General features: G+C 43.0%; 14 protein-coding genes and 1 pseudogene. 7 read left to right on the top strand and 8 right to left on the bottom strand.

Annotation, left to right across the window (positions count from 1 at the left end; genetic code table 11):
• Window positions 1-18: 18 nt before the first annotated feature.
• Window positions 19-7,632, top strand: a complete 7,614-nt coding sequence (locus BCU94_RS12290) for a cadherin-like domain-containing protein (protein WP_206747669.1) — start codon at window positions 19-21, stop codon at window positions 7,630-7,632.
• A 94-nt stretch (window positions 7,633-7,726) separates the two neighbouring features.
• Here BCU94_RS12290 and BCU94_RS12285 read toward each other — a convergent pair whose 3' ends face one another.
• The 6 genes and pseudogenes from BCU94_RS12285 to BCU94_RS12260 all read right to left on the bottom strand — a co-directional run bounded on the left by BCU94_RS12285 (window position 7,727) and on the right by BCU94_RS12260 (window position 14,134).
• Entirely contained in the window at window positions 7,727-8,716 is a 990-nt protein-coding gene (locus BCU94_RS12285; RefSeq protein ID WP_241904996.1) for a lipid A deacylase LpxR family protein, read from the bottom strand.
• Window positions 8,717-9,066: 350 nt separating this feature from the next.
• A complete protein-coding gene (locus BCU94_RS12280; RefSeq protein ID WP_102476539.1) occupies window positions 9,067-10,572 on the bottom strand; it encodes an EAL domain-containing protein in 1,506 nt (501 codons plus the stop codon).
• 74 nt (window positions 10,573-10,646) lie between these two features.
• Window positions 10,647-10,874: pseudogene (locus BCU94_RS12275) on the bottom strand (pseudouridine synthase); the annotation flags it as partial.
• A gap of 120 nt (window positions 10,875-10,994) precedes the next feature.
• Complete coding sequence (locus tag BCU94_RS12270) at window positions 10,995-11,960, bottom strand: pseudouridine synthase (protein ID WP_102476538.1); 966 nt, start codon at window positions 11,958-11,960, stop codon at window positions 10,995-10,997.
• Window positions 11,961-12,137: 177 nt separating this feature from the next.
• A complete protein-coding gene (locus BCU94_RS12265; protein ID WP_102476537.1) occupies window positions 12,138-12,740 on the bottom strand; it encodes an LON peptidase substrate-binding domain-containing protein in 603 nt (200 codons plus the stop codon).
• A gap of 338 nt (window positions 12,741-13,078) precedes the next feature.
• On the bottom strand, window positions 13,079-14,134 hold the full coding sequence (locus tag BCU94_RS12260) for an alpha/beta hydrolase (RefSeq protein WP_102476536.1): 1,056 nt from the start codon (window positions 14,132-14,134) through the stop codon (window positions 13,079-13,081).
• Between the two features lie 158 nt (window positions 14,135-14,292).
• Here BCU94_RS12260 and BCU94_RS12255 point away from each other — a divergent pair, with 158 nt between their 5' ends.
• From BCU94_RS12255 to BCU94_RS12245, 3 genes are all read left to right on the top strand, one after another.
• Window positions 14,293-14,754: a YhcH/YjgK/YiaL family protein gene (locus BCU94_RS12255; RefSeq protein ID WP_102476535.1), complete on the top strand. Its 462-nt coding sequence runs from the start codon at window positions 14,293-14,295 to the stop codon at window positions 14,752-14,754.
• Between the two features lie 366 nt (window positions 14,755-15,120).
• Complete coding sequence (locus BCU94_RS12250) at window positions 15,121-17,496, top strand: aminotransferase class V-fold PLP-dependent enzyme (RefSeq protein ID WP_102476534.1); 2,376 nt, start codon at window positions 15,121-15,123, stop codon at window positions 17,494-17,496.
• 178 nt (window positions 17,497-17,674) lie between these two features.
• Window positions 17,675-18,601, top strand: coding sequence for a manganese-dependent inorganic pyrophosphatase (locus BCU94_RS12245; RefSeq protein ID WP_102476533.1), 927 nt, complete (start codon window positions 17,675-17,677; stop codon window positions 18,599-18,601).
• A 115-nt stretch (window positions 18,602-18,716) separates the two neighbouring features.
• On the opposite strand, the gene BCU94_RS12240 is transcribed toward BCU94_RS12245, so the two are convergent.
• Window positions 18,717-19,034, bottom strand: a complete 318-nt coding sequence (locus tag BCU94_RS12240) for a GRAM domain-containing protein (protein WP_102436583.1) — start codon at window positions 19,032-19,034, stop codon at window positions 18,717-18,719.
• Between the two features lie 166 nt (window positions 19,035-19,200).
• On the opposite strand from BCU94_RS12240, the gene BCU94_RS12235 reads away from it, so the two are divergent.
• From BCU94_RS12235 to BCU94_RS12225, 3 genes are all read left to right on the top strand, one after another.
• Window positions 19,201-19,563 (top strand): DUF4156 domain-containing protein, encoded by a 363-nt coding sequence (locus BCU94_RS12235; RefSeq protein WP_102436581.1) that lies wholly within the window; start codon window positions 19,201-19,203, stop codon window positions 19,561-19,563.
• A gap of 80 nt (window positions 19,564-19,643) precedes the next feature.
• Window positions 19,644-20,657 carry an aldo/keto reductase gene (locus BCU94_RS12230; RefSeq protein WP_102476532.1) on the top strand — a complete coding sequence of 338 codons (1,014 nt, stop codon included), beginning with the start codon at window positions 19,644-19,646 and terminating at the stop codon, window positions 20,655-20,657.
• Between the two features lie 23 nt (window positions 20,658-20,680).
• On the top strand, window positions 20,681-21,265 hold the full coding sequence (locus BCU94_RS12225; RefSeq protein WP_241904995.1) for a protein tyrosine phosphatase family protein: 585 nt from the start codon (window positions 20,681-20,683) through the stop codon (window positions 21,263-21,265).
• A gap of 50 nt (window positions 21,266-21,315) precedes the next feature.
• Here BCU94_RS12225 and BCU94_RS12220 read toward each other — a convergent pair whose 3' ends face one another.
• The gene (locus BCU94_RS12220; protein WP_102476530.1) at window positions 21,316-22,356 is read right to left on the bottom strand and encodes a hypothetical protein; all 1,041 of its coding nucleotides are present in this window, start codon (window positions 22,354-22,356) and stop codon (window positions 21,316-21,318) included.
• Between the last annotated feature and the right edge of the window lie 115 nt (window positions 22,357-22,471).

The following is a 22,471-nucleotide window of genomic DNA, read 5'->3' as shown; positions in this document are numbered from 1 at the left end:
AAAGATGCACACGGTGGTGTGACCCACACTGGCGCAACCACCAACTTGGCTGCGGTTAACGATAATCCTGATGTTTTACCAATAACTGATAGCGTTAAAGAGGATGCTAGTCATCATCATACTGTAGATTTATTACTGGGCGCTTCAGACAAAGAGGGCGATACATTAAGTATTAATCAGCTTTCTTATTCTATAGATGGTTCACCTAATTCGGCACAGTTACCCCCTGGTATATCACTTGATAAAGATGGTCATACGATCATTGTTGATGCCACTAATGCTGCTTATCAACATCTAGCTAATGGTGCTTCACAAACAATCACTATTGCTTACCAAGTAATTGATGGGCAGGGCGGCCACACTCAGCAAACAGCTGATTTAACTATTCAAGGAACAGATGATAAAGCCACACTGGTTTCTAATGTCATTCAGCTCACTGAAACACAAGCGCTTGATAGTGAATTTCAATCCTATAGAGGCCAGCTTCAGCTGATTGACCCTGATAGTGGTGATAACACTCAGTTTGTATTTAGCGGGAAGTATTTAGGTCAAGGTTTTGCACCTGGTCACCTTGATGTTTGGCCTAATGGCACTTATCAATTCAAATTAGATGCTGGTACCAATCGTCATGCGGATGAGCTCATTGGTAGCCTACATGCAGGCGAGTCGATGGAACTCCCTTACGAAGTCGAAACCAGTGATGGTCAAAAGCTCACCATTATGGTGAAAGTGACAGGCGAAGATAACCAAGCAAAAATTGAAGTGACGCCATACTCCAGCCTCAATAATCATGTTTACGAAGATCACACATCCTTCGGCAATACCACCAATCAGCTCAGCAGTGGTGGCACGTTACACGTAATTGACCCAGATCACGACCAAGCCGGTTTTATTGCGCAAACCATTACTACCGCCGAAGGTGGTCGGTTCAATATCAACGCACAGGGCCAATGGTCATACGATATTGACAATGATAAAGTCCAACATTTAGGCGCAGGGGAAAGCTTCCAGCAAACCTTTATCGTTGAATCTATCGATGGAAGTGCTAAAAAAGATATCACAGTGACCGTTCATGGCACCAATGATGCGCCAATTGCTTCGGCTGAAGTGCGTTTAGCGAATGGCTTAGAAGATAGTGAAATTGTCCTTACCACGTCACAGCTACTGGCCAATACTAGCGATGTTGATGACAACGATATTGGCAAATTATCCATTGAAAACCTACACGCTGACCACGGCACTATTGTGTTAAATGCAGATGGTACGTTCACTTTCACCCCAGAAAAAGACTATAACGGCCAAGTTCATTTTACTTATGATGTAAAAGATGGGCATGGCGGTGTAACACACACTGGCGCAACAACTTCACTCAGTGCAGTGCGTGATGCGGCCATTATTACAGAAGTAACTAGCCAAAATATTACTGAAGATGGTTCACACAACACTCAAAATCAAGGTGTTATAACAGAGTTAGCCAATGGTCAATTGCATGTTGTTGACCCAGACAGCGGGGAAAACTCTTTTCAGTTCAGTCAATTTGGTGAAACTCGAATACACGATCCTTTCAATGGTCATTTACGTATTAATAGTGCCGGTAATTGGGGATATAGCGTCGACAATGCTAATTTGCAGAGCCTTGGTGAAGGTCAAACTGAAGTTGTAACGTATCGAGTCCAAAGTAAAGATGGCACACCTTTCGACCTCAATATCAACGTTGTCGGCACGAATGATGCGCCTATTGTTAGTAGTGAAGTCACCCTAACATCAGGTACAGAAGACACTTCTGTTACTTTGCACAAGGCTGAACTGTTGGCTCATGCCACAGATGTGGACTCTGGCGAAACGGCTCTACTTAGTATCCACGGTCTAGTAGCTGTAAAGTCAGACGGCAGCTCTGCAGGGACTATCACCGATAACGCTGATGGTACTTTCACCTTTAACCCCGAAGCCAATTATAATGGTTCAGTTACCTTCAACTACGAGGTGCAGGATCCGCATGCAGCGAGTACATCGACCATGGCCACGATGAGTCTTGCCGCCGTTGTGGATGAATCCATCATCACCGGCATGGATACGGCGAGTGTGAAAGAGGATGTCAACGTATCGAATAATGCACAAGTCCATGATCTAATTGCTTCTGGCAGCCTTAGTGTGAATGATCCAGATGGCGGTCAGAATTACTTCTTGTTTAGCCAGTTTGGTGAGCAAGCAGTATCCGACCCTTACAACGGAATGCTTCATTTAGATGCTTCAGGAAACTGGCAATATGCAGTCGAAAATTTTCAATTACAGGAGTTGAGCGAAGGACAGGTCGAACATGCGATTTACAAAGTGCAATCGGCCGACGGCACTTACCACAATATTGATATCACCATCACTGGAACGAATGATGCACCCGTCGTTTCCAGCACTGTCATCCTCGTCGACGGTACCGAAGACACTGCAGTTACCCTACACGCTGCCGATCTGCTCGCTCACGCTACCGATGTCGACACAGGCGAAACCGCGCAGCTTAGTGTCCATAGCCTAGTAGCTGTCAAACCAGACGGTAGCTCCGCTGGTGCCATAACCGACAATCACGACGGTACCTTCACATTTAATCCTGAGGCTAATTACAACGGTACTGTCGACTTCAACTATGCCGTGCAAGACACGCATGGCGGCACTGTAAATACAACCGCTTTACTCAGTCTCGCTTCTGTTGCTGACGTAGCCACCTTTGGTGGCGATTCGACTGGAACCACCATCGATGACGATACCGCGGTATCAGGTCTGCTGACAGTCACCGATCCTGACGCTGGAGAAGATGAGTTTAAGGTTCAAACAGATGTCGATGGCTCATACGGCAAGTTCAGTATTACCGCCAACGGCCATTGGAACTATACACCGGATAATCGAGCCGATGGAATAGCGTCTGGTCAATCACCCCAGGAAATCTTTACGGTTGAATCGGCTGATGGCAATACGCAAACGGTCACCGTGACCATAACAGGTAGCAATGATGCGCCCATCGTTACCGCAGCTAATGCAAGCAGATCTGTCGATCTGGGTGCAACCGAAGAGGACACACCCAAGACGTTCACCGAAGCTGAACTACTGCAGCTCGTGGATGCTAGTGATATTGATGGAGACACTCTTCATATCGCCGACATAAGTAGTACGCATGGTAACTTCTCTAAAGATGCGCAGAGTGGAGAATGGACCTTCACCCCTGAGCAACACTATCACGGTATCTATATTCCAGTGAGTTTAATGGTAAGCGATGGCTCAGCCGAGACTATTGCTCATGGCACCATTGACGTTAACAAGCTATATCCTGCGCCATTTATAACAGGTACATCAACAGGTGACATTACAGAAGACAGTGGATTGAATACCGCAGGTGAACTGCAAGTATCAGGGCAACTTTTAGTAACCGATGTCGACCCTAATCAATCAGCAGTTTTACTCAGTTTTGTTGCTCAGCAAGCTGTAACCGGATCGAATGGCTTCGGCAGTTTTAGCATTGATGCGACAGGACATTGGCTTTATACCGCGGATAATAGCAACCCTAACATTCAGGGGTTGAAATCTGGTGAAACAGTGACAGACAGTATTGATGTTACTAGTTCGACGGGTGACAGCCAAACCATTACTGTGACCATAACAGGTACCAATGACGCACCAACGGTGACCTCAATGTTAGGGCAAGAAGCTAGTTTAGGCACAACAGCAGAAGACACACCTATAAGCTTTACGGAAACACAACTACTCAACCTTGTTGGCGCGACAGACATTGATAGCACAGATACCTTGCACGTTGGCGATGTAAGTATTGACCCTGCTCAAGGGGCTTTTGCTAAACAACCTGATGGAAGTTGGACGTTTACGCCTTCAGCAGATTATTCTGGATCACAGTTACCACTAACGATTCAAGTTAATGATGGCAGTGCTACCACTACAGCTCATGCATCCATAAACGTCAGTGGTGTAGCAGATGCTCCTAGCATCAGTGTTAGTTTAGGTGCTGTGCCGTTAACGTCACATACAGATAGTAGTACCCAAATACTAGATACCGTTGAAGCAACCATGGGAGCATCTCAACGCGCTGACCCACAAAACGCTATGAAGGATGACTTCATGCTCAGCAAAGTTGCCTTGGTATCAGCAGCCGGCTTAGATCCAAAACTTATCACAGGTATCAATGTTGACGGTAAAGATTACAGTGTGAATCCCAAATATGTGCCAACATTCTGTGGTCAAGGCGTCGAGTTCCCAACCTTAGATTATGACACGTATCAACATGCACAGCACATTAGCTTAACATTCGCGAGTGGCGCTCCTAAGAGTATGGATTGGCAATTTGTCGCTGGTATGGGCGATGATTTTACGGCAGCAGGTATAGCCGAATTAATCAGTAGGTCCTGTGGAGTAACGCTTCATGTTGACCGTGAGATTTCTACCGGTTCAGGAAGTACGTATCAAACGGGTGACGTGACTGAAGATAGTGTTGTTGATTTGCATATTACCATTACATCACCTGATAGTAGTGAAGATTTATCAGTCTCTATAAGCGGCTTACCAAGCGGTTCAATATTATCAGCAGGTACTGATAATCATGATGGCACTTGGACATTACAACAAGCTGAGTTATCAGGGCTGACCTTAACACCACCTCTAGACTATTCTGGCCAGTTAAACTTAACCGTAACTGCAATCTCAACCGATGGTACTGATATAGCCACTACAGATAGCGACCTTCGCATCAACATTACCCCTGTCGCTGAAACCTCTACCTTAACGGGCAGTGATATTAGTATGGATGAAGTCAGTGGCACAGTGGCGCTAGGCATAACATTGAATATTCATGCCGATGCAAGTGAAACACAATCGCTGCTGATTGAAGGTGTACCTGCAAGCGCAAGTCTAAGTGCGGGGACTAAAAATACCGATGGCTCTTGGACATTAACGCCTGCTCAGCTGCAAGGGTTAACGGTTACGCCAGAAGCGCAATGGTCTGGCACAATGGCTTTACATATTTCAGCCACATCAACAGAGCAAACGGGTGAACAGTCTGTTAGCACAACTAATCTGAACGTTCAGGTTAACCCATTGGTTGATATGGTGGTTACTTCACATGATGTTCATGTTGCCCCAACAGATATGCTTGCCGGTATTGCTGTACCTATAGGTGTTAACAGCCTTGATACGTCAGAGACTTTTCAATTCAGTGTCACCATACCTTCTGGTTGGCATATAAAAGACTCTTCTGGTACCTGGGATAGTGATGACTCTCACCTTACTTATAACGGGAACCAAATAAACACCATTAAAGTGATTGCGCCGGATGGCTTTAAAGGCTCTGCAAATATTGAAGTCCATGTTACTGGCTTTGATGGTAGCGCATCACATGATTTTGGCATAACAACGAGTACGGTCACGGTGGATAACACAACACCAGCGGTAACCGCGACGGCTGCTCTTCCTGTTGATTTAGGGGCTACGGCAGAAGATACCGCGATTTCGTTCAGCGAAGCTGATTTATTACAACTAGTGGGTGCAACAGATATTAATCACGATAGCTTAACGATTACCGATGTAGATATTGATGCCGCATCAGGCGCTTTTGTTAAACAAGCTGACGGTAGTTGGCTATTCTCTCCTGCCGCTAACTATAGTGGCGATGATCTTGCCGTCAGTGTCAAAGTCTCAGACGGTACTGAGGAAACCACAGCACACGGCACATTGGATATCACGTCAGTAACAGATAGCGCAGCGCCGCAATTAGTGGTTTCAGCAGAACAACAAGTGATGGGTTTTGCCGCGAATTCTGCTTCAGGTGTAGTTAATACCGATCCAATTTCAGCGGGTGGAGCAATGCACGCCTTAACCATTGATATGACCATTTTAGGCGGTGCACAGGTAGCATCCAGTGGTATCCACGGCGCAACCTTGATTTCTTACGGAACACCATCTGACCCCAACCATATGTATATTTGGAACAATGTCGCGGGTAAAGATTTAACCTTTAGGGTCGGCGGTACTGAATATACAACTGGTATACCATTAGCAACTGATGGTCTAGATCATCGTTATACTTTTAGCTGGGATGGTCAGCAAGGTACATTTGATGTATTAATTGATGGTCAACCCGTAAAACACATGGATGATGTCGGTAAAGGGGCAGTTATTGACGATGGTGGTAAATTTGCCTTGGGTAATGACCAAGACAGCTTTGGTGGTGGTTTTAGCACTGGTGATGCCTTTACCGGTAAAATGTTTAATGTTGCTATAGCTAAAGATGCACTTCCAATAGCTGAACTGGAACAAGCACCACTAAGTAATTTATTACATGGTGATGCACGATTACTCACTGACATCCGTATGGAAAATGGGAATTTTCAAGATGCCACCGGTAATTTCCATTATCAAACGGTGGGCAGTGTAACTAGCCAGACCGTTGAGGTAGATACTGCTATTGCGTCACCAAACCCAGGTGCAACACTTAAATTAGCGATAACAGCTGGAGCACCTGCCGATCAATCAGATCATGTCACTGGCGTTTCTATACAAGGGCTTATTGTTGGTTCAGTGCTTACCGATGGACATAGCCATAGTCATACCGTCACGAGTGCTACTGAAAGTATTGATTTACAAGGTTGGGATCAAACTCATTTATCCGCTAAATTACCTGCGGGCTCTACCGATAACATGCGCATAATGACAATGGTAGAAACCACAGGTCCTGATGGTGCTATTCAAATAGCATCAAGTGACTCAACGGTTATTTTAGATCCAACAAAGCCTATACCAGATGCGATTATCACTGGTGATGATATGAGTAAACCTTTAGCCATTACCGGAATTTCTTCGGATAGCGACCATGATTTTATTACCAGTGATAATCGGTTGATTTTTCATGGTACAGGGATCCCAGGTCACGACGTTAATCTTGTGTTAGATTCGACCATAATTGGTATTGCTACTGTTGATGCCAAGGGGAATTGGGAGATAGATAATACTGCTCATGAGCTTCCTGAACACGCACTAAATATCAAGTTGGTTTCTATGGATGCCAATGGTAGCCCTGAAATACAGACACAAATAGTAACCATTGACTCAACAGCAGCAACATTACAGTCTGGTGGTAGTTCAGATGAGCCTGATCTTACTGATGACACCAGCTTCACTGTGCAAGTTTCGACAGATGAACTCGAGGTATCATCCGACTTGCCAATGGTGAATCATGCACCCGATTCAGCATCCGAGCTAGCACATGAGCCAGTAACTTCGGCAACACCATCACTATCAGATATCAGTGGCAGTCCGCAAGCTGATGTGGCACCCGTAGATTATTACTTGAATATGGTCGGTCTCTCTAATGATGACATTGCGGTGCAAGATACACCATCAGGTAGTCATGACCAGTTAGCAACGTTTGTAAGTGGGAATATGTCTGATAATGCAGATCCGTTAGTTGATGATATGACGCCAGACGCTTTTGAAAACCCGTTAGATGATGATAACCATCAGCAGCATAAAGATGAGTTATTGGCAGATTTAAATGACCAACCTGATCAAAGTGATACTAATCAGGCTAATGACGATGATTTGCTACATCAAGCATTAAATGACATGCACAATCAGGTCTAAAAAACTTTAGTCATAATAACTCTGTAATAGACTGAAAAGGCGCACCATGATGAATCATGGTGCGCCTTTTCAGCATCGCTTTTTATAACCAGAATTAAAGCACTTTAGTGTAACTAATCACCCCATAGCCATGCCAGTCATCGACATCTGATTGATATTCTTTGCTATAAAAATCAACACTCCAACGTACAGACCATGTGGGAAACGCCCATATCACCCCTAAACTTGCTTGCGCTTGTTCATGCTTGATTTCAAGCGATGAGTCATAGGGTAAATCACCATCAATGGTTAAATCATTAAACCGATATCCAGCCTGCACCCTTGCATAAGCCGTCCAGCTACCATCAGAGTTAGCGGAATGAGTATAATTTCCTAAGTGACCAGCCTGACTTGAAAGTTGGCCAAAGGTTTGGTCTAAGTCATCACCCCAACGCAAGGTGAGACCGACACTCGATTGAGAACGAAAATTCCCAGCCATCGAATGATTAAATGCGCTTAAATCCCACTGACTATTTTCAAATGCTTGCTGACGAGTGAGTAAAGCTTCGACTTCATAGGCAAGTTGAAATGTCAGCTGATTCTCTATTTGATAATCCCAGCCACCCGGTTTAGTTGATGAGGTAATTTTATGCACCACTGATTGCAGCATTTCAGCCCCTGACGCAGGTCCCATAACACCAACAGACAACCAATTTTTTTGTGCCAGTGATGGGCTAAACACACCGGTATAGCTTTCTAGCTCCAATAGACCTGCATAAGGTCTTTCTTCTGATTGTGGATAGTCATAGGCGATTTCAATTGGGGTCCACATTCGGCTATATAACTGAGCCCCACGGTGTGCTTGCTGTGTTTGTTGGGGGAATAAAAGTGCAGACTGCCATTGAAAGACCGATGATGCCGCTGAAAAATTGTGTTCTGGCTTTGCATGCCAACCTATGACAAAACCATTGGAGTAATCACCATCTGAGCCGGTAACGATATCATTATCGAAGCTAAAATAAATTTGATCTGCTGTTACGCTAATCGGCGCTAAACTCGCTGATAACAGCAATACACCTGCCGCATTTAGGCTTTTTCTGCTCAATATACCCCCCTATCAAATACGTCAGTTCACTACGTTAGCTCGACAACGTAAGGTTATTTCCAAAATCTAAACATTACTGTCATTAAAATGAGTAAGCGATTTTAGTTTACCTCTTTAGCCTCCCCACTCAATGATCATTAATTAAACAGCCTCGGCAACGGCTTTTATAGTCAGCCCGCTCTACAAAGCATTCCAATTTAAGCCATATTTATGCAATTTACATTTCATTTAGCACAATAAAACGTCAAACATTACCAGATGTAAGTGTTAAATTACTGACAATAAAAAGCCGCGATTCACTCGCGGCTACATACGTTAAAATAAGCACTGGTCGCTAATATCATTCACTGTTAATGGCTGTAACCAGCACAAAAATCATCAAATGATAAAGGTTTAGAGAACACATAGCCTTGAATAGAGTAAACACCATGCTCACTTAAATAAGCCACTTGCTCATGGCTTTCTACACCTTCTGCAATGATGTTTAAATTGGATTTTTGCGCAAATGAAATAATAGCTTCAATGGTTTTCGCATTAAAGTTATCTTGATGACCGATAGTATCAACAAACATTTTGTCAATTTTGAGGGTACTGATCCCTAAATTTTGCACATAGCTAAAACCCCCATAACCCGTGCCGGCATCATCTAATTTTAAATCTATGCCGATAGCATAAAACTTATCTAACATTTTACGCGCAGCAACTAAGTCACTAATAGGATGACGCTCAGTGATTTCTAATGAAATGCGATGTTGTTTCAACTCGCCTGATTCAACAACGCCTTTTAGCAATTGATACAAATCATCATTATCTAAATGTTCTGGCACAATATTAACGCTAAAAAATAATGGTTCTCGTGTAACCGCAAGTTGCTTAACATCATTAAAAACATGCGCCAACAACACCTTGGTCATATCAACAATTAAGCCATTGGCTTCTGCGTAAGGAATAAACTGATTCGGTGGCATTAAACTGCCATCTTGCCGTTGCCAACGCATGAGCACTTCTGCGCCAATGACTTTTTGACTGCGAGAATCGACAATAGGCTGATAAAAAGGAATAAACTCAGACCGCTTAATCCCTTGAATAATTTGGCTATGAACAGATTGACTATGGTTAAACCATAAACGGGCGATATACGTGACCCAAGCAGCCAAAATGCTGGCAATGATTAAAACACCCCACCATGAAAAGTAGGTATATTGCTCATAGAAATCACGATTACCTGATAATTCAAACTCCGCCTCAAAATAGGGCGAAGTTAGAGAGACCACTTCGCTAATAAAAGCTTCCTCATCAAAACTTTCAAAATCAAATACTAAAAAAGGTTTAGAGTCGAATGACATTTTATATTCTAAACAAGACTCACAGCTCATAGGAACAAAATAACGTGGCGCTAAAGGGATTAAACTCGCGACGTAAAAAATATCCCCCATATTGCGAATAAGGATCAACTCAAGCTGCTCTTCAGTGGCAGACTCCAATACGCCTAAACTATAGGTTTCACTAATTTGATGATGTTTCACATTGTGAATATCTCGAATAATCTCATTAGATTCACAATATATATTTAACCCTTTCGTTACGCCAACCCAACGAATAAAGTTTGCATCAAATACAGTGCGCTTTAACTGCGCCTCAGCCTGTGGGGTACACTCGAATGAATCAAAAGTGATTTCGGGTAATGTATTTAATTCTGCCGCACTGGTTTTAATTAAGTGCTCAAACTTATCCGTTAAAATTGCTGCGTCACGGGCAATGACTTGCTTGGCCAAGAAATGATCGACACCACGCAATAAACCAACACTGAGAAGTAATGCAACTAAAAAAATCAGGCAATATGTGATTCGTTCCATGACAGCACCTAAATCCTATAAATTAGTCACAATATAACCTGACTGAGTTTGTTACGGTAGTGTAAACATCTATATTAGTTGAAATTTAATTCATCACAGCACCAATCATTACTTTGCTGTGTAATAGGATCAATAAACTGTAATCGTTGTGCCAATAACTTTAGTGGATTAGCAAAGTTATCAGGTCCTTTCGGTTGTAGCACAGGGTAAAACCTGTCGTTAAGCAATGGCATACCAATGCTTTGCATATGCACTCTTAATTGATGAGTTTTACCTGTAATCGGACTAAGCTCAAACAAACCACTAATAGTGAGTCATTGGTCGACAGTCGTTCGTCACAGCTCAAAAAATTCATATATTCAGCGCACTAAACAGTTATCGCTGCGCGTGACTCATGCTGATATAGCATTTAATCAAGCAAGTTAAAGATCAAATTCAGCTTCATAGCCTTCGCAGCTCAGCTGACGCTCAATATGGCTAATCGGGTCAATAAACTGCAGTGATTTAGCAATTAACCGTAACGGTTTTGAAAAATCATCGGCACTCTTTGGCGCTAAAGTAGGATAATTAGTATCGTTTTCTAACGGCATTCCCAACGACATCATGTGTACCCTAAGTTGATGCATTTTCCCGGTGATCGGGCTCAGCTCAAATAAACCTTTATCGCCTTTTATGGCAATAAGGCTAATTTCAGAATGGGTATTGGGCTCACCTTCGGTCACTTTCATTAAAAAGCTTGGGGTTGAGCGCACCATCCTATTTTTAACCGTCCAGTGTATTGGCAAGGTTAATTCACCCGCTTGGGATTGTGCCAATAGTGCCGCTGTTAACTTAGCAATCGCTTGATATTGCTTTGTAATTTTGCCATCACTAAAAAGAGCATGATACGCATGCCTAGACTCAGGGTTAACTGTCATTAGCATGACGCCTGCAGTTGGCCTATCAAGGCGGTGGGCAGGAGTTATAGTGTCAATGCCGGTGGCAATCCTTAGCCTATGGATTAAGCATTCATTAACAAAGTTTCCGCTGGGGGTTACTGGCAAAAAGTGTGGTTTAAACACCAGCATACAATGCTCATCTTGATGCAAAATTTTCTGCACAAAAGGGATCTTAGTTTCAGCCTCAACTTCGCGGTAGTAATACACCCTTGTTGCAGGTCTATAGACAGTATCGACAGTAATTAAGCTGCCATCGGCCCAATGCACTTTGCCGTCCTCAATCCGCTTTAACCACACCTGCGGTGGGATTTGCGCAAAATGCGACACTAAAAATTCCACCACGGTTTTTGGCGCTGTTGAACTTGCTGCTGCATTTTTCGAAGGATGAGTCAGTTGTGGTAACACCACATAAGAAGGTTGTGCAGCTCTAGCTGAGGTATCAGAAGACATAGTTACAATGATTAGTGACTTACATATCCCGTCAGTATAACGGACATGAGTAATATAAATGAACCTAAGCTTTCCTGTTAACGAGCCACTTGAAGTAAAATCCAGCACAGTTAGCCCAAACTTGGCGAGTTAAATACAATCACAGCGACTTGCTCGTCATTGCTGTAAAGCGGTAACTTAGGCATCTACATGGGACTTTAATAGCTGCAGTACAAAAGCCATAGTCTTGTGGCAATTAGGTTGCTCAACAAGCTGTAATTTATCCTTGTTATACATAGGTAACACTTCTAACCAACGCTGGCTTACCCAGGTGGCATCTTCTAAATGCACCTGATTATATAATTCCAATAAATCTGGGTTTACTTCATAAAATTGCTCTAAAGCGGCACTAATAATTTCAAACTTTTCGCCTATGGGTTCATCTTGCCAATTTTGACAGGCTAATGTGCGCGCAATCCAACTTCCATCCCTTAGTTGCGCCGCAGACAGAATTTTTACCCTTTGGCGACCTTCAATCACAATACTTAATGAGTCATCGTCGAGTTGATGAAAGTCGATAATCTCACACTCTGTTGCTGTGCTATAACATGGCGGACTGCTATTACCTTTACCGCTACTTTTACCGCTACTTTTGCTCGCAGCTAAGGCTAAGCGGTAGTCTCCTTTCAGCACACTAGCAACCATTAACAGCTGATTTGGCGATACCACTCTGATCTCTTGGCGGCCGCCAGGAAGAATAACCGCCTCTTGAATAACCAAGGCCATTTCTAATGTTTTCATAGCAGCCTCCAGACCATAGAAATGCTGATAAATATTCATTTAGGGCTTACACCACAAGGCGCAGCATATTTATATCGCCGATGACAACTAGCTCGCTTCAGCCTATATAATCAACTAGTTGTCACAGATATGAGCAAATTAAGTTTAGTGCTTGATAGTTTATTTGCTAGTCACCATCCGCTTATCATTCTTTTTAATGATAGCTGTAATTAACAAATAACGCAGACTTAAGCGATTAATTATTAGACAGGGTGTTTTACGAAATAGTTTCAAAAAGCGATCAGATAGCGCTTAAGATAACCCTTAAATAGGAGGTTAAAAACAATCAATAAAGCAGCTTAAAGCCGCTCTAAATGACTCATCACCGACTGGTTTTCAATGATGCCGGCAAACTCAATCGCCAGTTGCTCACTGCGCTTAACTGACTCGCGCCAATAAGCGATACGACTGTCGCTATCAAGCTTTTTAAAGTCTTCACGATCAGGAATTTTCTGGTAAGGCAAAGAAGCAATAAACTCTGGGGTCGGCGCCAGGATCAGCGCATTATGATAATGCTTTTTAGCACGGCGCCATTTTAGTGATTTATCGAACCAGCCAGGGCTCATGTAAGGATAAAAGTGCGGATATAAACTTAAGCCTTCTGCGGCAGGTAAAGGCATATCAAAGTGATAATCAGTAATGCCGCCATCGTAATAATGACCGTCACTAACGCCATTGATTTGGGTCACTGGCGAGAGCAGTAATGGAATAGAGCCAGTGGCTAGCAGCACTTGATTGATATTACTGCGAGTTAATTGAGCATGCTCGGTGGGCAGATCGGATAATTGTGAAAAAGGCGATTTAACTTGCTGATGACTAAATACCAGTCTTTCAAAGTGCCAAGCTAAACTGCGACGGCTAACAGCATTAGACACTGCAGTAGCAGCCAGCCCCATTGCTAATTTTCCCTTGGAACGCCCAGCATTTAAATGCTTGGCCTTACACACCACAAAATGACTTTGAATAATACGGTTATTGACTATATCCATGGCGCCATTAGCACCTAATATGCCAGCAATAATTCGCTCTACCTGCTCAGTCACCTCTTGACGAGAAGGCACAGTCTCGTAGCGCTGATCGATATAATAGTCTTCAAAGCGATGATAGGCCTCTAACGGATTCTTTTGCGCTAAACAGCTTAAACGCCAGGCTCCAGATGAAGCACCCATGGTATAAAGTGGTGCTTGCCTGTCACTAAAAAACTCACTGAACAAGTATTTATCGAGCCCTGCGACGCCAATCCATTTGGGGCCACCTGATGCTGCAAACAATTGAGTAAACATCGACTGCTGTATGCCGTTTTGTTCAATTTGTTCAAATGCCGTTTTGCCTGCTAATAATCGTAATGCTGCCACTTGATATCCTATTCATGTCAACCGCACTATCATCATAACCAACTGATCGCCGCTTTGTCTAAGCTGATTATTTTCACAGCCCTGTATAAATATATCTGTCATGGTGCAGCATGCTAAATTAAGCGATAATGACTTATCTTAACTTTTAGAGACTTATCATGATTGTCGATACCCTAGCAAATCATCAGCTTTATCATGCTATTAGCCCAAGATTAGCCACTGCACTTGCTTACCTCGCAGCCACTGATTTTAGCCAATATGAATTAGGTAATTACCCCATTGAAGGCAAAGATATATTTGCTATCGTCAATGATTACCAAACTAAGCCGAAACACACCGAGTCTTTTGAAAGTCATCAGCGTTATATTGATGTGCAATTTGTGGTTAGCGGTGAAGAAGAATTTGGCTATTTACCACTTGCAGATCAAGCGCCGTTAGCGCCTTATCACAATGAGCATGATTACAGTAAGTACGATTATGAAGCCAATAAAGCTAATGCGGCTTTTATACCCTTAAAGGCGGGTATGTTTGCGATTTTCTTCCCTGAAGATATGCATATGCCCGGCACCAGTGATACAGCCAAAGATGTCAGAAAAGTAGTCATCAAAGTGAGAGTTTGAGTTTCAGTCAGCTGTTGAGTTTACGTCTGCTTCAAAATCTGAAGCAAAACTTAAGCCTAGTCTGCTCATCACAAATAAAAAGGGAATAAGCGCTAACCGCCTTATTCCTTTTTTTTATCGTTCTTAAAATCAATAACAAAACAACTTCAAATCTTAGTTCACTCTAGTGACCTTTGGTTCCATACAAAGTTGCCGCCACACCAATTTAAAAACTCTCTTTACTAAAATGACAATTTATAGCTGTATTTTTTAATCTAAGCAAAAATGTGATCTTGATCGTTGTTATTAAGCTGTTAATATAACCACAAGAAATTAGTTATAACTAAAAGCTATATAACAACTAATCAACATGCGAGTCTTACCCCTATGAAAAGCGCCACTGAACTAAGCCAAATATATCTCGATGCTAATGCCACAACTCCTGTGCTACCCCAAGCTGCAACGGCAGCATTAACTACAATGGAAACCCTATTTGGTAACCCAAGTAGTAGCCATATCAGCGGCCTTAAAGCCAAAAACCTGATGGAGCAAACTCGGGTAAAGGCTAAACAAGTGATTGGCGCTGACACAGGTACCGTTATTTTTACCAGCGGCGCCACAGAAGGGATTCAAACCGCGATCATTTCCGCCTTAGTCGCGGCTAAAGCTGCCGCTAAAACTAGCCTCAAGCAAGATCAAACATACAGCTTGTTATATGGCGCCACTGAGCATAAAGCGGTGCCAGAATCCTTAAAGCATTGGAATGCCATTCTTGAAATAAACGCAGAAATTAAAGCGATCCCCGTTGATCATATGGGTAAACTTGATCAGGACTTTATTGCTAAAGAAGCGCCGAATGCATTAATGATTTGCACCATGGCAGTAAACAATGAAACCGGGGTTTACCAAGACTTAACTCAGCTTGATCGCATCATCCGCCAAGCTAACCCTGATATTTATTGGTTAGTTGATTGTGTCCAAGCACTGGGTAAAACGGCATTAAACTTAGCCAACACCAGTATCGATTACGCGCCTTTTAGCGGCCATAAACTGTATGCCCCTAAAGGCATTGGCTTTGTTTACATCCGCGAAGGTGCTCCATTTACGCCGATTATTGCTGGCGGCGGCCAAGAAAGCGGCCTGCGCTCGGGTACTGAAAACCTGCCCGGAATGGCAGCCATAAGTGTCATTTTCGATATGCTGTTAAATAACTCGCAATCGATGGGTACAAACCAGTTTGCCGATGTCGACACCTTAAGGGCTTATCAACAACAATTAATTGATACCCTTGAAAGTGCTTTTCCTGCTGTAGTGTTTAACCACAGTTTTAGCAATAGCGTGCCAACAACCATCAACTTTGCTATTGCAGGCTTTAGTAGCAAAGAGATTATGGATTTATTTGATGCCGCCAATATTCGCGTCAGTTCAGGCTCTGCTTGTTCATCAAAAGTCACCCGTAGCTTTGTATTAGATGCCATGGGATTACCCAAGTGGCAAAGCGAGTCAGCCATCAGAATGTCTTTTGGCCCCGCCATGACTCAAACGCAGGTGGATGAAGCCTGCATCAGAATTCAATCTGCCGCCAATGCATTAACCCATAGCTGTATGATTTTAGACAGTGGTGAAATAAGCGATAAACAGCCATTAAATGGTTTGGTTCAATTACGCTCAGGCCCGAGCTGTAGTTGGATTTATGCCGATCAACAAAGTAAGCAAGCAATCATCATCGATCCACTGCCAGAACTAAATGAACGCTTAGATACCCTATTGCAGTGTCAGCAACTTGAATTAGTGGCGGTGATCGACACCCATGGTCATGCCGATCATGTCTCTAGTCGCCAATACCTTGCCGACAAACATTTGCCGGATCAATTAAGCGATCATTTAGGCTGGCCGCAAAACTGCAGCAACGTCACCCAAGCGGGCGAGTTGTTTGAGTACATCACTATTGGCAATCAAGCACTGCTGAAAGTTGCCACCCCAGGCCATACCGCTGACAGTATTAGCTTGCTGTTATGTGACCCATTTTCTAATGAATTATCTAATGAATTATCTAATGAATTACCTAATAAATCGACTGATGAATTACCTAAGGCAGTATTAAGCTCTAAACCACTTAGCCAGCAATGCCGCTTTGCCTTTGCTGGCGACACGATTTTAATGGGCAGTCTCGGCAGAACTAACTTTGACAGCAGCTGCGCTAAAGCCATGTTTACCAGCCTTAAGCGACTGCATCAGCTTATCGGTGACAACACCCTGATTTGTGCCAGCCATGACTATAACAATGAGTTTACGACCTCATTAGCAGCTGAATCTAGCCGTAATGCACTGCTGGCCAACACCTTAAATGGCCAATTAAGCCAAAGCCAATTTGAAAGCCTAAAAGCCCAGCTTGATAGTCAGTTGTGTGATGAGTCAGGCAGTGAAATTCTTTGCGGCGCATTGCCAGCTAACGCTGCAGCTAAAGTGAATATTACCGAATACAACACAGAGAGCTTAAGCAGCGCTTTATCAGCACAGCAAGTTAGCGTCATCGATATTCGTGAGCCCCATGAATACGCACTGCAACACACCAGTAGCTCCACTGAGAATGTGCCACTAACCCGTTTAGTGCAGTTTATTCAGCAACACCAACACCAAAAACATAAACCTTGGGTGTTAGTGTGCCGTAGTGGTAGCCGCTCAATGGTGGCAGCCCAAGCCATGCAGCGCTTAGGCTTTGATAATATTGCCCACCTTAAAGGTGGTTATGCTTTAAGTTAACAGCCATTGTGAATACATTGACCACAGAGTAAATAACCAGCCAATTGCTGACAACTTAAGGTGTATATTGCTTGATTTGAATCGCCCCAGAATTTTCTCTGGGGCTTTTTTATTGGTAAAGATTGGTCAGGCGGTTATTTCTTGTTAAAATCGCTGAAAATTTATAGGAGCGTACCAAATGGCAATGTATGTTGTGGGTCATAAGATCCCTGATTCAGATTCAATCTGCGGTGCAATCGCACTTGCTTACTTAAAAAATCAAATTGAAGAACCTGCTATTGCAGCACGTTTAGGTGAGCTTTCACCAGAAACAGCCTATATCCTTGATAGATTTGGTTTTGAAGCACCAGAGTACAAAACAAGCTACGCTGGCGAAGAAGTGTATATCGTTGATCACTCTGAATTAACTCAAGCACCAGATGACATTGCCGAAGCAACCATCGTAGGTATTGTTGATCACCATAAATTAGGTGACTTAACCACTTCTACTCCGCTTGAGTGCTGGATCCGTCCAGTAGGTTGTAGTAACACAGTGATTAAAATGATGTACGATTTCTACCAAGTAGAAATCCCAGCTAACATTGCTGGCATCATGATGTGCGCTATTTTAAGTGACACTGTGATTTTCAAATCTCCAACCTGTACTACTGCTGATATCCGCTGCGTTGAAGCATTAGCTGAAATTGCCGGTATTGAAGACTTCAAAGCTGTGGGCATGGAAATGTTCAAAGTTAAATCAGCTGTTGAAGGTACGCCAGCACGTGACTTAGTCATGCGTGATTTTAAAGACTTCAACATGAACGGTAACCTAGTGGGTATCGGTCAATTAGAAGTTATCGACTTATCAGTATTTGACGATATCAAAGCTGATTTAGAAGCTGATATCGCAGCGCTGAAAGCTGAAGGTAACCGTCACAGCGTATTATTATTGCTAACCGATATCATGAAAGAAGGCTCAGAAATGTTAGTGGTTTCAGATGACGCTGACTTAACTGAAAAAGCCTACGGTAAAGCAACCGTTGAAGGCCGAGTCTGGCTAGACGGTGTATTAAGCCGTAAGAAGCAAGTGGTGCCATCGCTACAAGATGTATTTGCTAACGCTTAATATGCGTTTTTAGCAATATAGCGAGTCGCCCAACTAAAAAGCTGAATCAATGATTCAGCTTTTTATTAGCCTAAATTCATCAGTAAGCGGTTCTCACATAGCTTAAGGTAATGAGTTAACGATTCAATCGCTCCAGCCATTCAGCAGAGTCAGCCACCATAAATTTATAGGACTGATGGTTTTTAAGTTCCACTTTAATCGCATCTGCGGTAAGGGGTAACACTCCACCACCGGTCCCCCAACATTTTTCAACACTAACAATATCCTCAAGGTCTATCTCATAAGGACCCATTTCAAAGATTTTATTAAAGGCTTCAAAACATAACCGTGTTTCAGTCAAATATAGTTGTCCATCACCGCTAAAGGCACCGTTTTGCGCAGTAGCAAAAGTAGACTTAATCACGGTTTCATTGGCTAAATTGATGCTACCCATGTGTATATCCCTATGTTTACTCTTTCATGAAACAGTGAACGCCAACATGCTGATTGCATAGCGAAGCTTAACCAAGTAAGTTGACTTTAACTCTACTACGCTGCTGATTAAGTATAGACTTGCTATATGAACATGGCGTAATTAACAGCAAATTTTTAAGGCCTATATGAATCCAGTCAATCGCAGTGCCAGATTAATGGGGTTATTAATGATACTCATGCCAATAGGACTCACGGCTTGTATTAACGTCCCTCATTATCAAAGCGAACATGTGCAAATTTTATGGCAAGGACAACAGCTTGATGATTGCCAACTAAAAGGGCCAATAATTGGCTCCCAAGGGCATTGGTATGATTACTTGTTTATTTCGAATAAGGATTTAACTCAAGGGGCGATTAATCAGCTGAGAAATGAAGCATTAACGCTAGGGGCAAATACGGTTTATTTGCTTAAGCCGCAGTCGTTTACCACTTCAGTGACGATATTGGGCAATGCTTATAATTGTTCTAGTACAGTAGATTTGAAGTAAAGATTTAAAACAGATATTTAAAACAGGCCTTAAATTCAAAGCTAATTCAATTTAGTAACAATTCATTTGTAGGATGATAAATGATTACCCACGATCCAAACCCGCAGTACCTTGCCAGCAACGAACGCTATACAAAAATGGCTTATGCCCGTTGTGGTAACAGCGGTATTCGCTTGCCAAAAATTTCATTAGGCTTATGGCAAAACTTTGGCGCATCAGACCCCCAATCGAATGCGAGAAACATCCTGCAAACAGCTTTTGATGCTGGTATTACCCACTTTGATTTAGCCAATAATTATGGTCCCCATTACGGCGCGGCGGAGTCCACCTTTGGTGATATTTTCAAACAAGACTTTAAGCCATATCGAGATGAGTTGATCGTTTCTAGTAAAGCGGGTTACGACATGTGGCCAGGGCCTTATGGTATTGGCGGCTCGAGAAAATATTTGATCGCTAGCTGCGATCAAAGCCTTAAACGTACTGGGCTAGATTACTTTGATATTTTTTATCATCACTGCATGGATCCTGACACTCCCATTGAAGAAACCATGCAAGCGCTAGATTATATTGTCCGCTCAGGCCGGGCGATGTATGTGGGTATTTCAAGTTATCAGCCAGCAGAAACGCTGCAAGCGATCAGTATCTTAAAACAGCTAGGCACGCCATTATTAATCCACCAGCCACGCTACAATATGTTTGATCGCTGGATTGAAGATGGCTTAACCGAGGTATTAAAAGATCAAGGCGTTGGCTCAATTGTATTCTCGCCATTGGATCAAGGTGTGCTCACTGATAAATACCTCCATGGTATTCCCAAAGACTCGCGCGCAGCCCAAGCCCATCAAATCTATTTAGCTGATAACGATCTAACTCCAGAGAAAATCGCCAAAGTGCAGGCATTAAATACCATTGCCCAAACCCGGGATCAATCTTTAGCGCAAATGGCGATCGCATGGAACCTTAACAATGATGCGGTAACCAGTTGCTTGATTGGTGCAAGTCGCCCAGCACAAGTTCTCGATTCGGTGGCCGCACTAGATAACCTTAACTTTAGTGCAGCTGAATTAGCCGCCATTGATGACATTGTTATGTAATTGCTCAAATCCAAGGATTACAGATGAAAGGATTACAGATGAAAAACAGCATCATGGGAGCCGCGTTAATGACAATGGTAACCAGTAGCTTATTAAGCGTTAGTTTAGTCAATCCTGCAGCGGCGCAAATTGACCCAAGCCAGCTTGATAACATCAAAGCGCTCAAGCTCAATAACAGCCAAGTGATAACCGCAGGCTTGCCCACAGCAGAGCAATTTCAGACGCTTAAAAATTCAGGGGTAGAGGTGGTGATCAATTTAATCCCCAAAAACAACTCAAATTATTTAGCGGCAGAAGATAAACTAGTCACAGATGCTGGCATGGTTTACCACAACATTGAAGTCGATTGGCAGCAACCCACCATGGAAGATGTAGCGCAGTTTATTAGCATCATGGAGCGCAATAACGATAAATCGATTTTAGTCCATTGTGCGTTAAATTATCGCGCCTCGGCTTTTTACTATTTATATCAACTAAGCCAAGGCGCAGATCACTCAGAAAATGCCATGATGCAAGCGTTATCACCTTGGGGCGATTTACCCCAAAGCTTTGCTAAATACCCGCAGTGGAAAACCTTAATCGATGAAGTACGCGGCAAATATCAGTAATAAATACTGATATTTTAGCTGTGAGTTTTCAGTAGCGAGTTACTCAGTCGTTAGTATTTCAGTAGTGAGTAATCAGAATTAGCCAACAAAGCGGCGATATTCACTTCATATATCGGCGCTGGGCTACCCTCTGAGGTGATATAAAAGCGGCTGGCATCGTGATTAAAGCTCACCGCTTCTGCTTGAAATAGTGTCGGAAAATCAATAATCTTTGGCGTGGTTGATAACAGTGTTAAAGCGCCTGTAGGCTGTTGCTGCTGAAAGTAATAAGCATGGCCATAGGTTAACACCACCGCAGATAAGCCATCCTTTGAAAAGCTCATTGCTGTCGAGTTTCCGGCAAAAAGTGCTAAGCGTATACTCCCGAAATAATCTGAGAATGATTCTGGTAATGCCGGCGGTGCCCCTAAAGGTGTTGCCACAAGCGTGTCCCTTTCTTGCTTAGGTAATGGCATAGGTAATTGCGAAGGAAATTCTGAAGGCAATAACGCCGGTGATTGCGCTAACTGTAACGGTAACGGCAATTGATATAGGGTTTGTGGGGTGTGCCGCTTACTCAGTAATACAATTTGCTGGTTAACCACATCAACAGCAACAGACTCACAATCCTTTGGACCATCTGGGTAATTAAATGCCAGTGACACAAGCGGGGTGAGCTTAATTGATGCGGCCAATTCAAGTTTGCTGACATCTGGCTCTGCAATGATATGAATAAAATACTGACTTCGATTGGCACGATTATCACCGACATCGGCGATTAACAGATACGCTTTACCATCGATAATAAACGAGCTCATATCTTCCCAATCGATATTTTTTACCCCTTCAATGTTCACCGTCGCCAGCACGTCACCGGATAAATTTATCGCATACACTGCGGCGCTATCGCCGCCATCATTGTGCAGCCACAGCACATCATGGTGTATATTTGAGTAAGCTAAGCCACTGGCTTCAGCAATTTTTTTATGGCTAATATTGCCCACTTGGCTAATGTTAGCTTGCTCGGTTTTGACCGAACACGCCGTAATAGCAACGGCAAATACTAAATATAAACAGAGACGTAAAAACTGATTTAGACATTTTGCGGCCATGTGTCAAACCTAATCCATTAGCTGAGATGCGAAATTTGATAATGACACAGTTAGCGTGATATTTAACCACCTTGCTAATATTTAAATCTAGACTGTGCTAGAAAGAGATTAAATT

Origin of the sequence: Shewanella sp. 10N.286.52.C2, assembly GCF_002874545.1 — a bacterium.
Taxonomy (GTDB): domain Bacteria; phylum Pseudomonadota; class Gammaproteobacteria; order Enterobacterales; family Shewanellaceae; genus Shewanella.
The sequence above is the reverse complement of the archived record's forward strand: the minus strand, read 5'-3'. Positions and strand labels throughout refer to the sequence as shown.

What these genes read in the sequence shown, in the direction of transcription:
- BCU94_RS12280 (WP_102476539.1), bottom strand. Translation starts at nt 10,572, where the DNA reads ATGGAACGAATCACATATTGCCTGATTTTTTTAGTTGCATTACTTCTC.
- BCU94_RS12270 (WP_102476538.1), bottom strand. Translation starts at nt 11,960, where the DNA reads ATGTCTTCTGATACCTCAGCTAGAGCTGCACAACCTTCTTATGTGGTG.
- BCU94_RS12265 (WP_102476537.1), bottom strand. Translation starts at nt 12,740, where the DNA reads ATGAAAACATTAGAAATGGCCTTGGTTATTCAAGAGGCGGTTATTCTT.
- BCU94_RS12255 (WP_102476535.1), top strand. Translation starts at nt 14,293, where the DNA reads ATGATTGTCGATACCCTAGCAAATCATCAGCTTTATCATGCTATTAGC.
- BCU94_RS12250 (WP_102476534.1), top strand. Translation starts at nt 15,121, where the DNA reads ATGAAAAGCGCCACTGAACTAAGCCAAATATATCTCGATGCTAATGCC.
- BCU94_RS12245 (WP_102476533.1), top strand. Translation starts at nt 17,675, where the DNA reads ATGGCAATGTATGTTGTGGGTCATAAGATCCCTGATTCAGATTCAATC.
- BCU94_RS12240 (WP_102436583.1), bottom strand. Translation starts at nt 19,034, where the DNA reads ATGGGTAGCATCAATTTAGCCAATGAAACCGTGATTAAGTCTACTTTT.
- BCU94_RS12235 (WP_102436581.1), top strand. Translation starts at nt 19,201, where the DNA reads ATGAATCCAGTCAATCGCAGTGCCAGATTAATGGGGTTATTAATGATA.
- BCU94_RS12230 (WP_102476532.1), top strand. Translation starts at nt 19,644, where the DNA reads ATGATTACCCACGATCCAAACCCGCAGTACCTTGCCAGCAACGAACGC.
- BCU94_RS12225 (WP_241904995.1), top strand. Translation starts at nt 20,681, where the DNA reads ATGAAAGGATTACAGATGAAAAACAGCATCATGGGAGCCGCGTTAATG.
- BCU94_RS12220 (WP_102476530.1), bottom strand. Translation starts at nt 22,356, where the DNA reads ATGGCCGCAAAATGTCTAAATCAGTTTTTACGTCTCTGTTTATATTTA.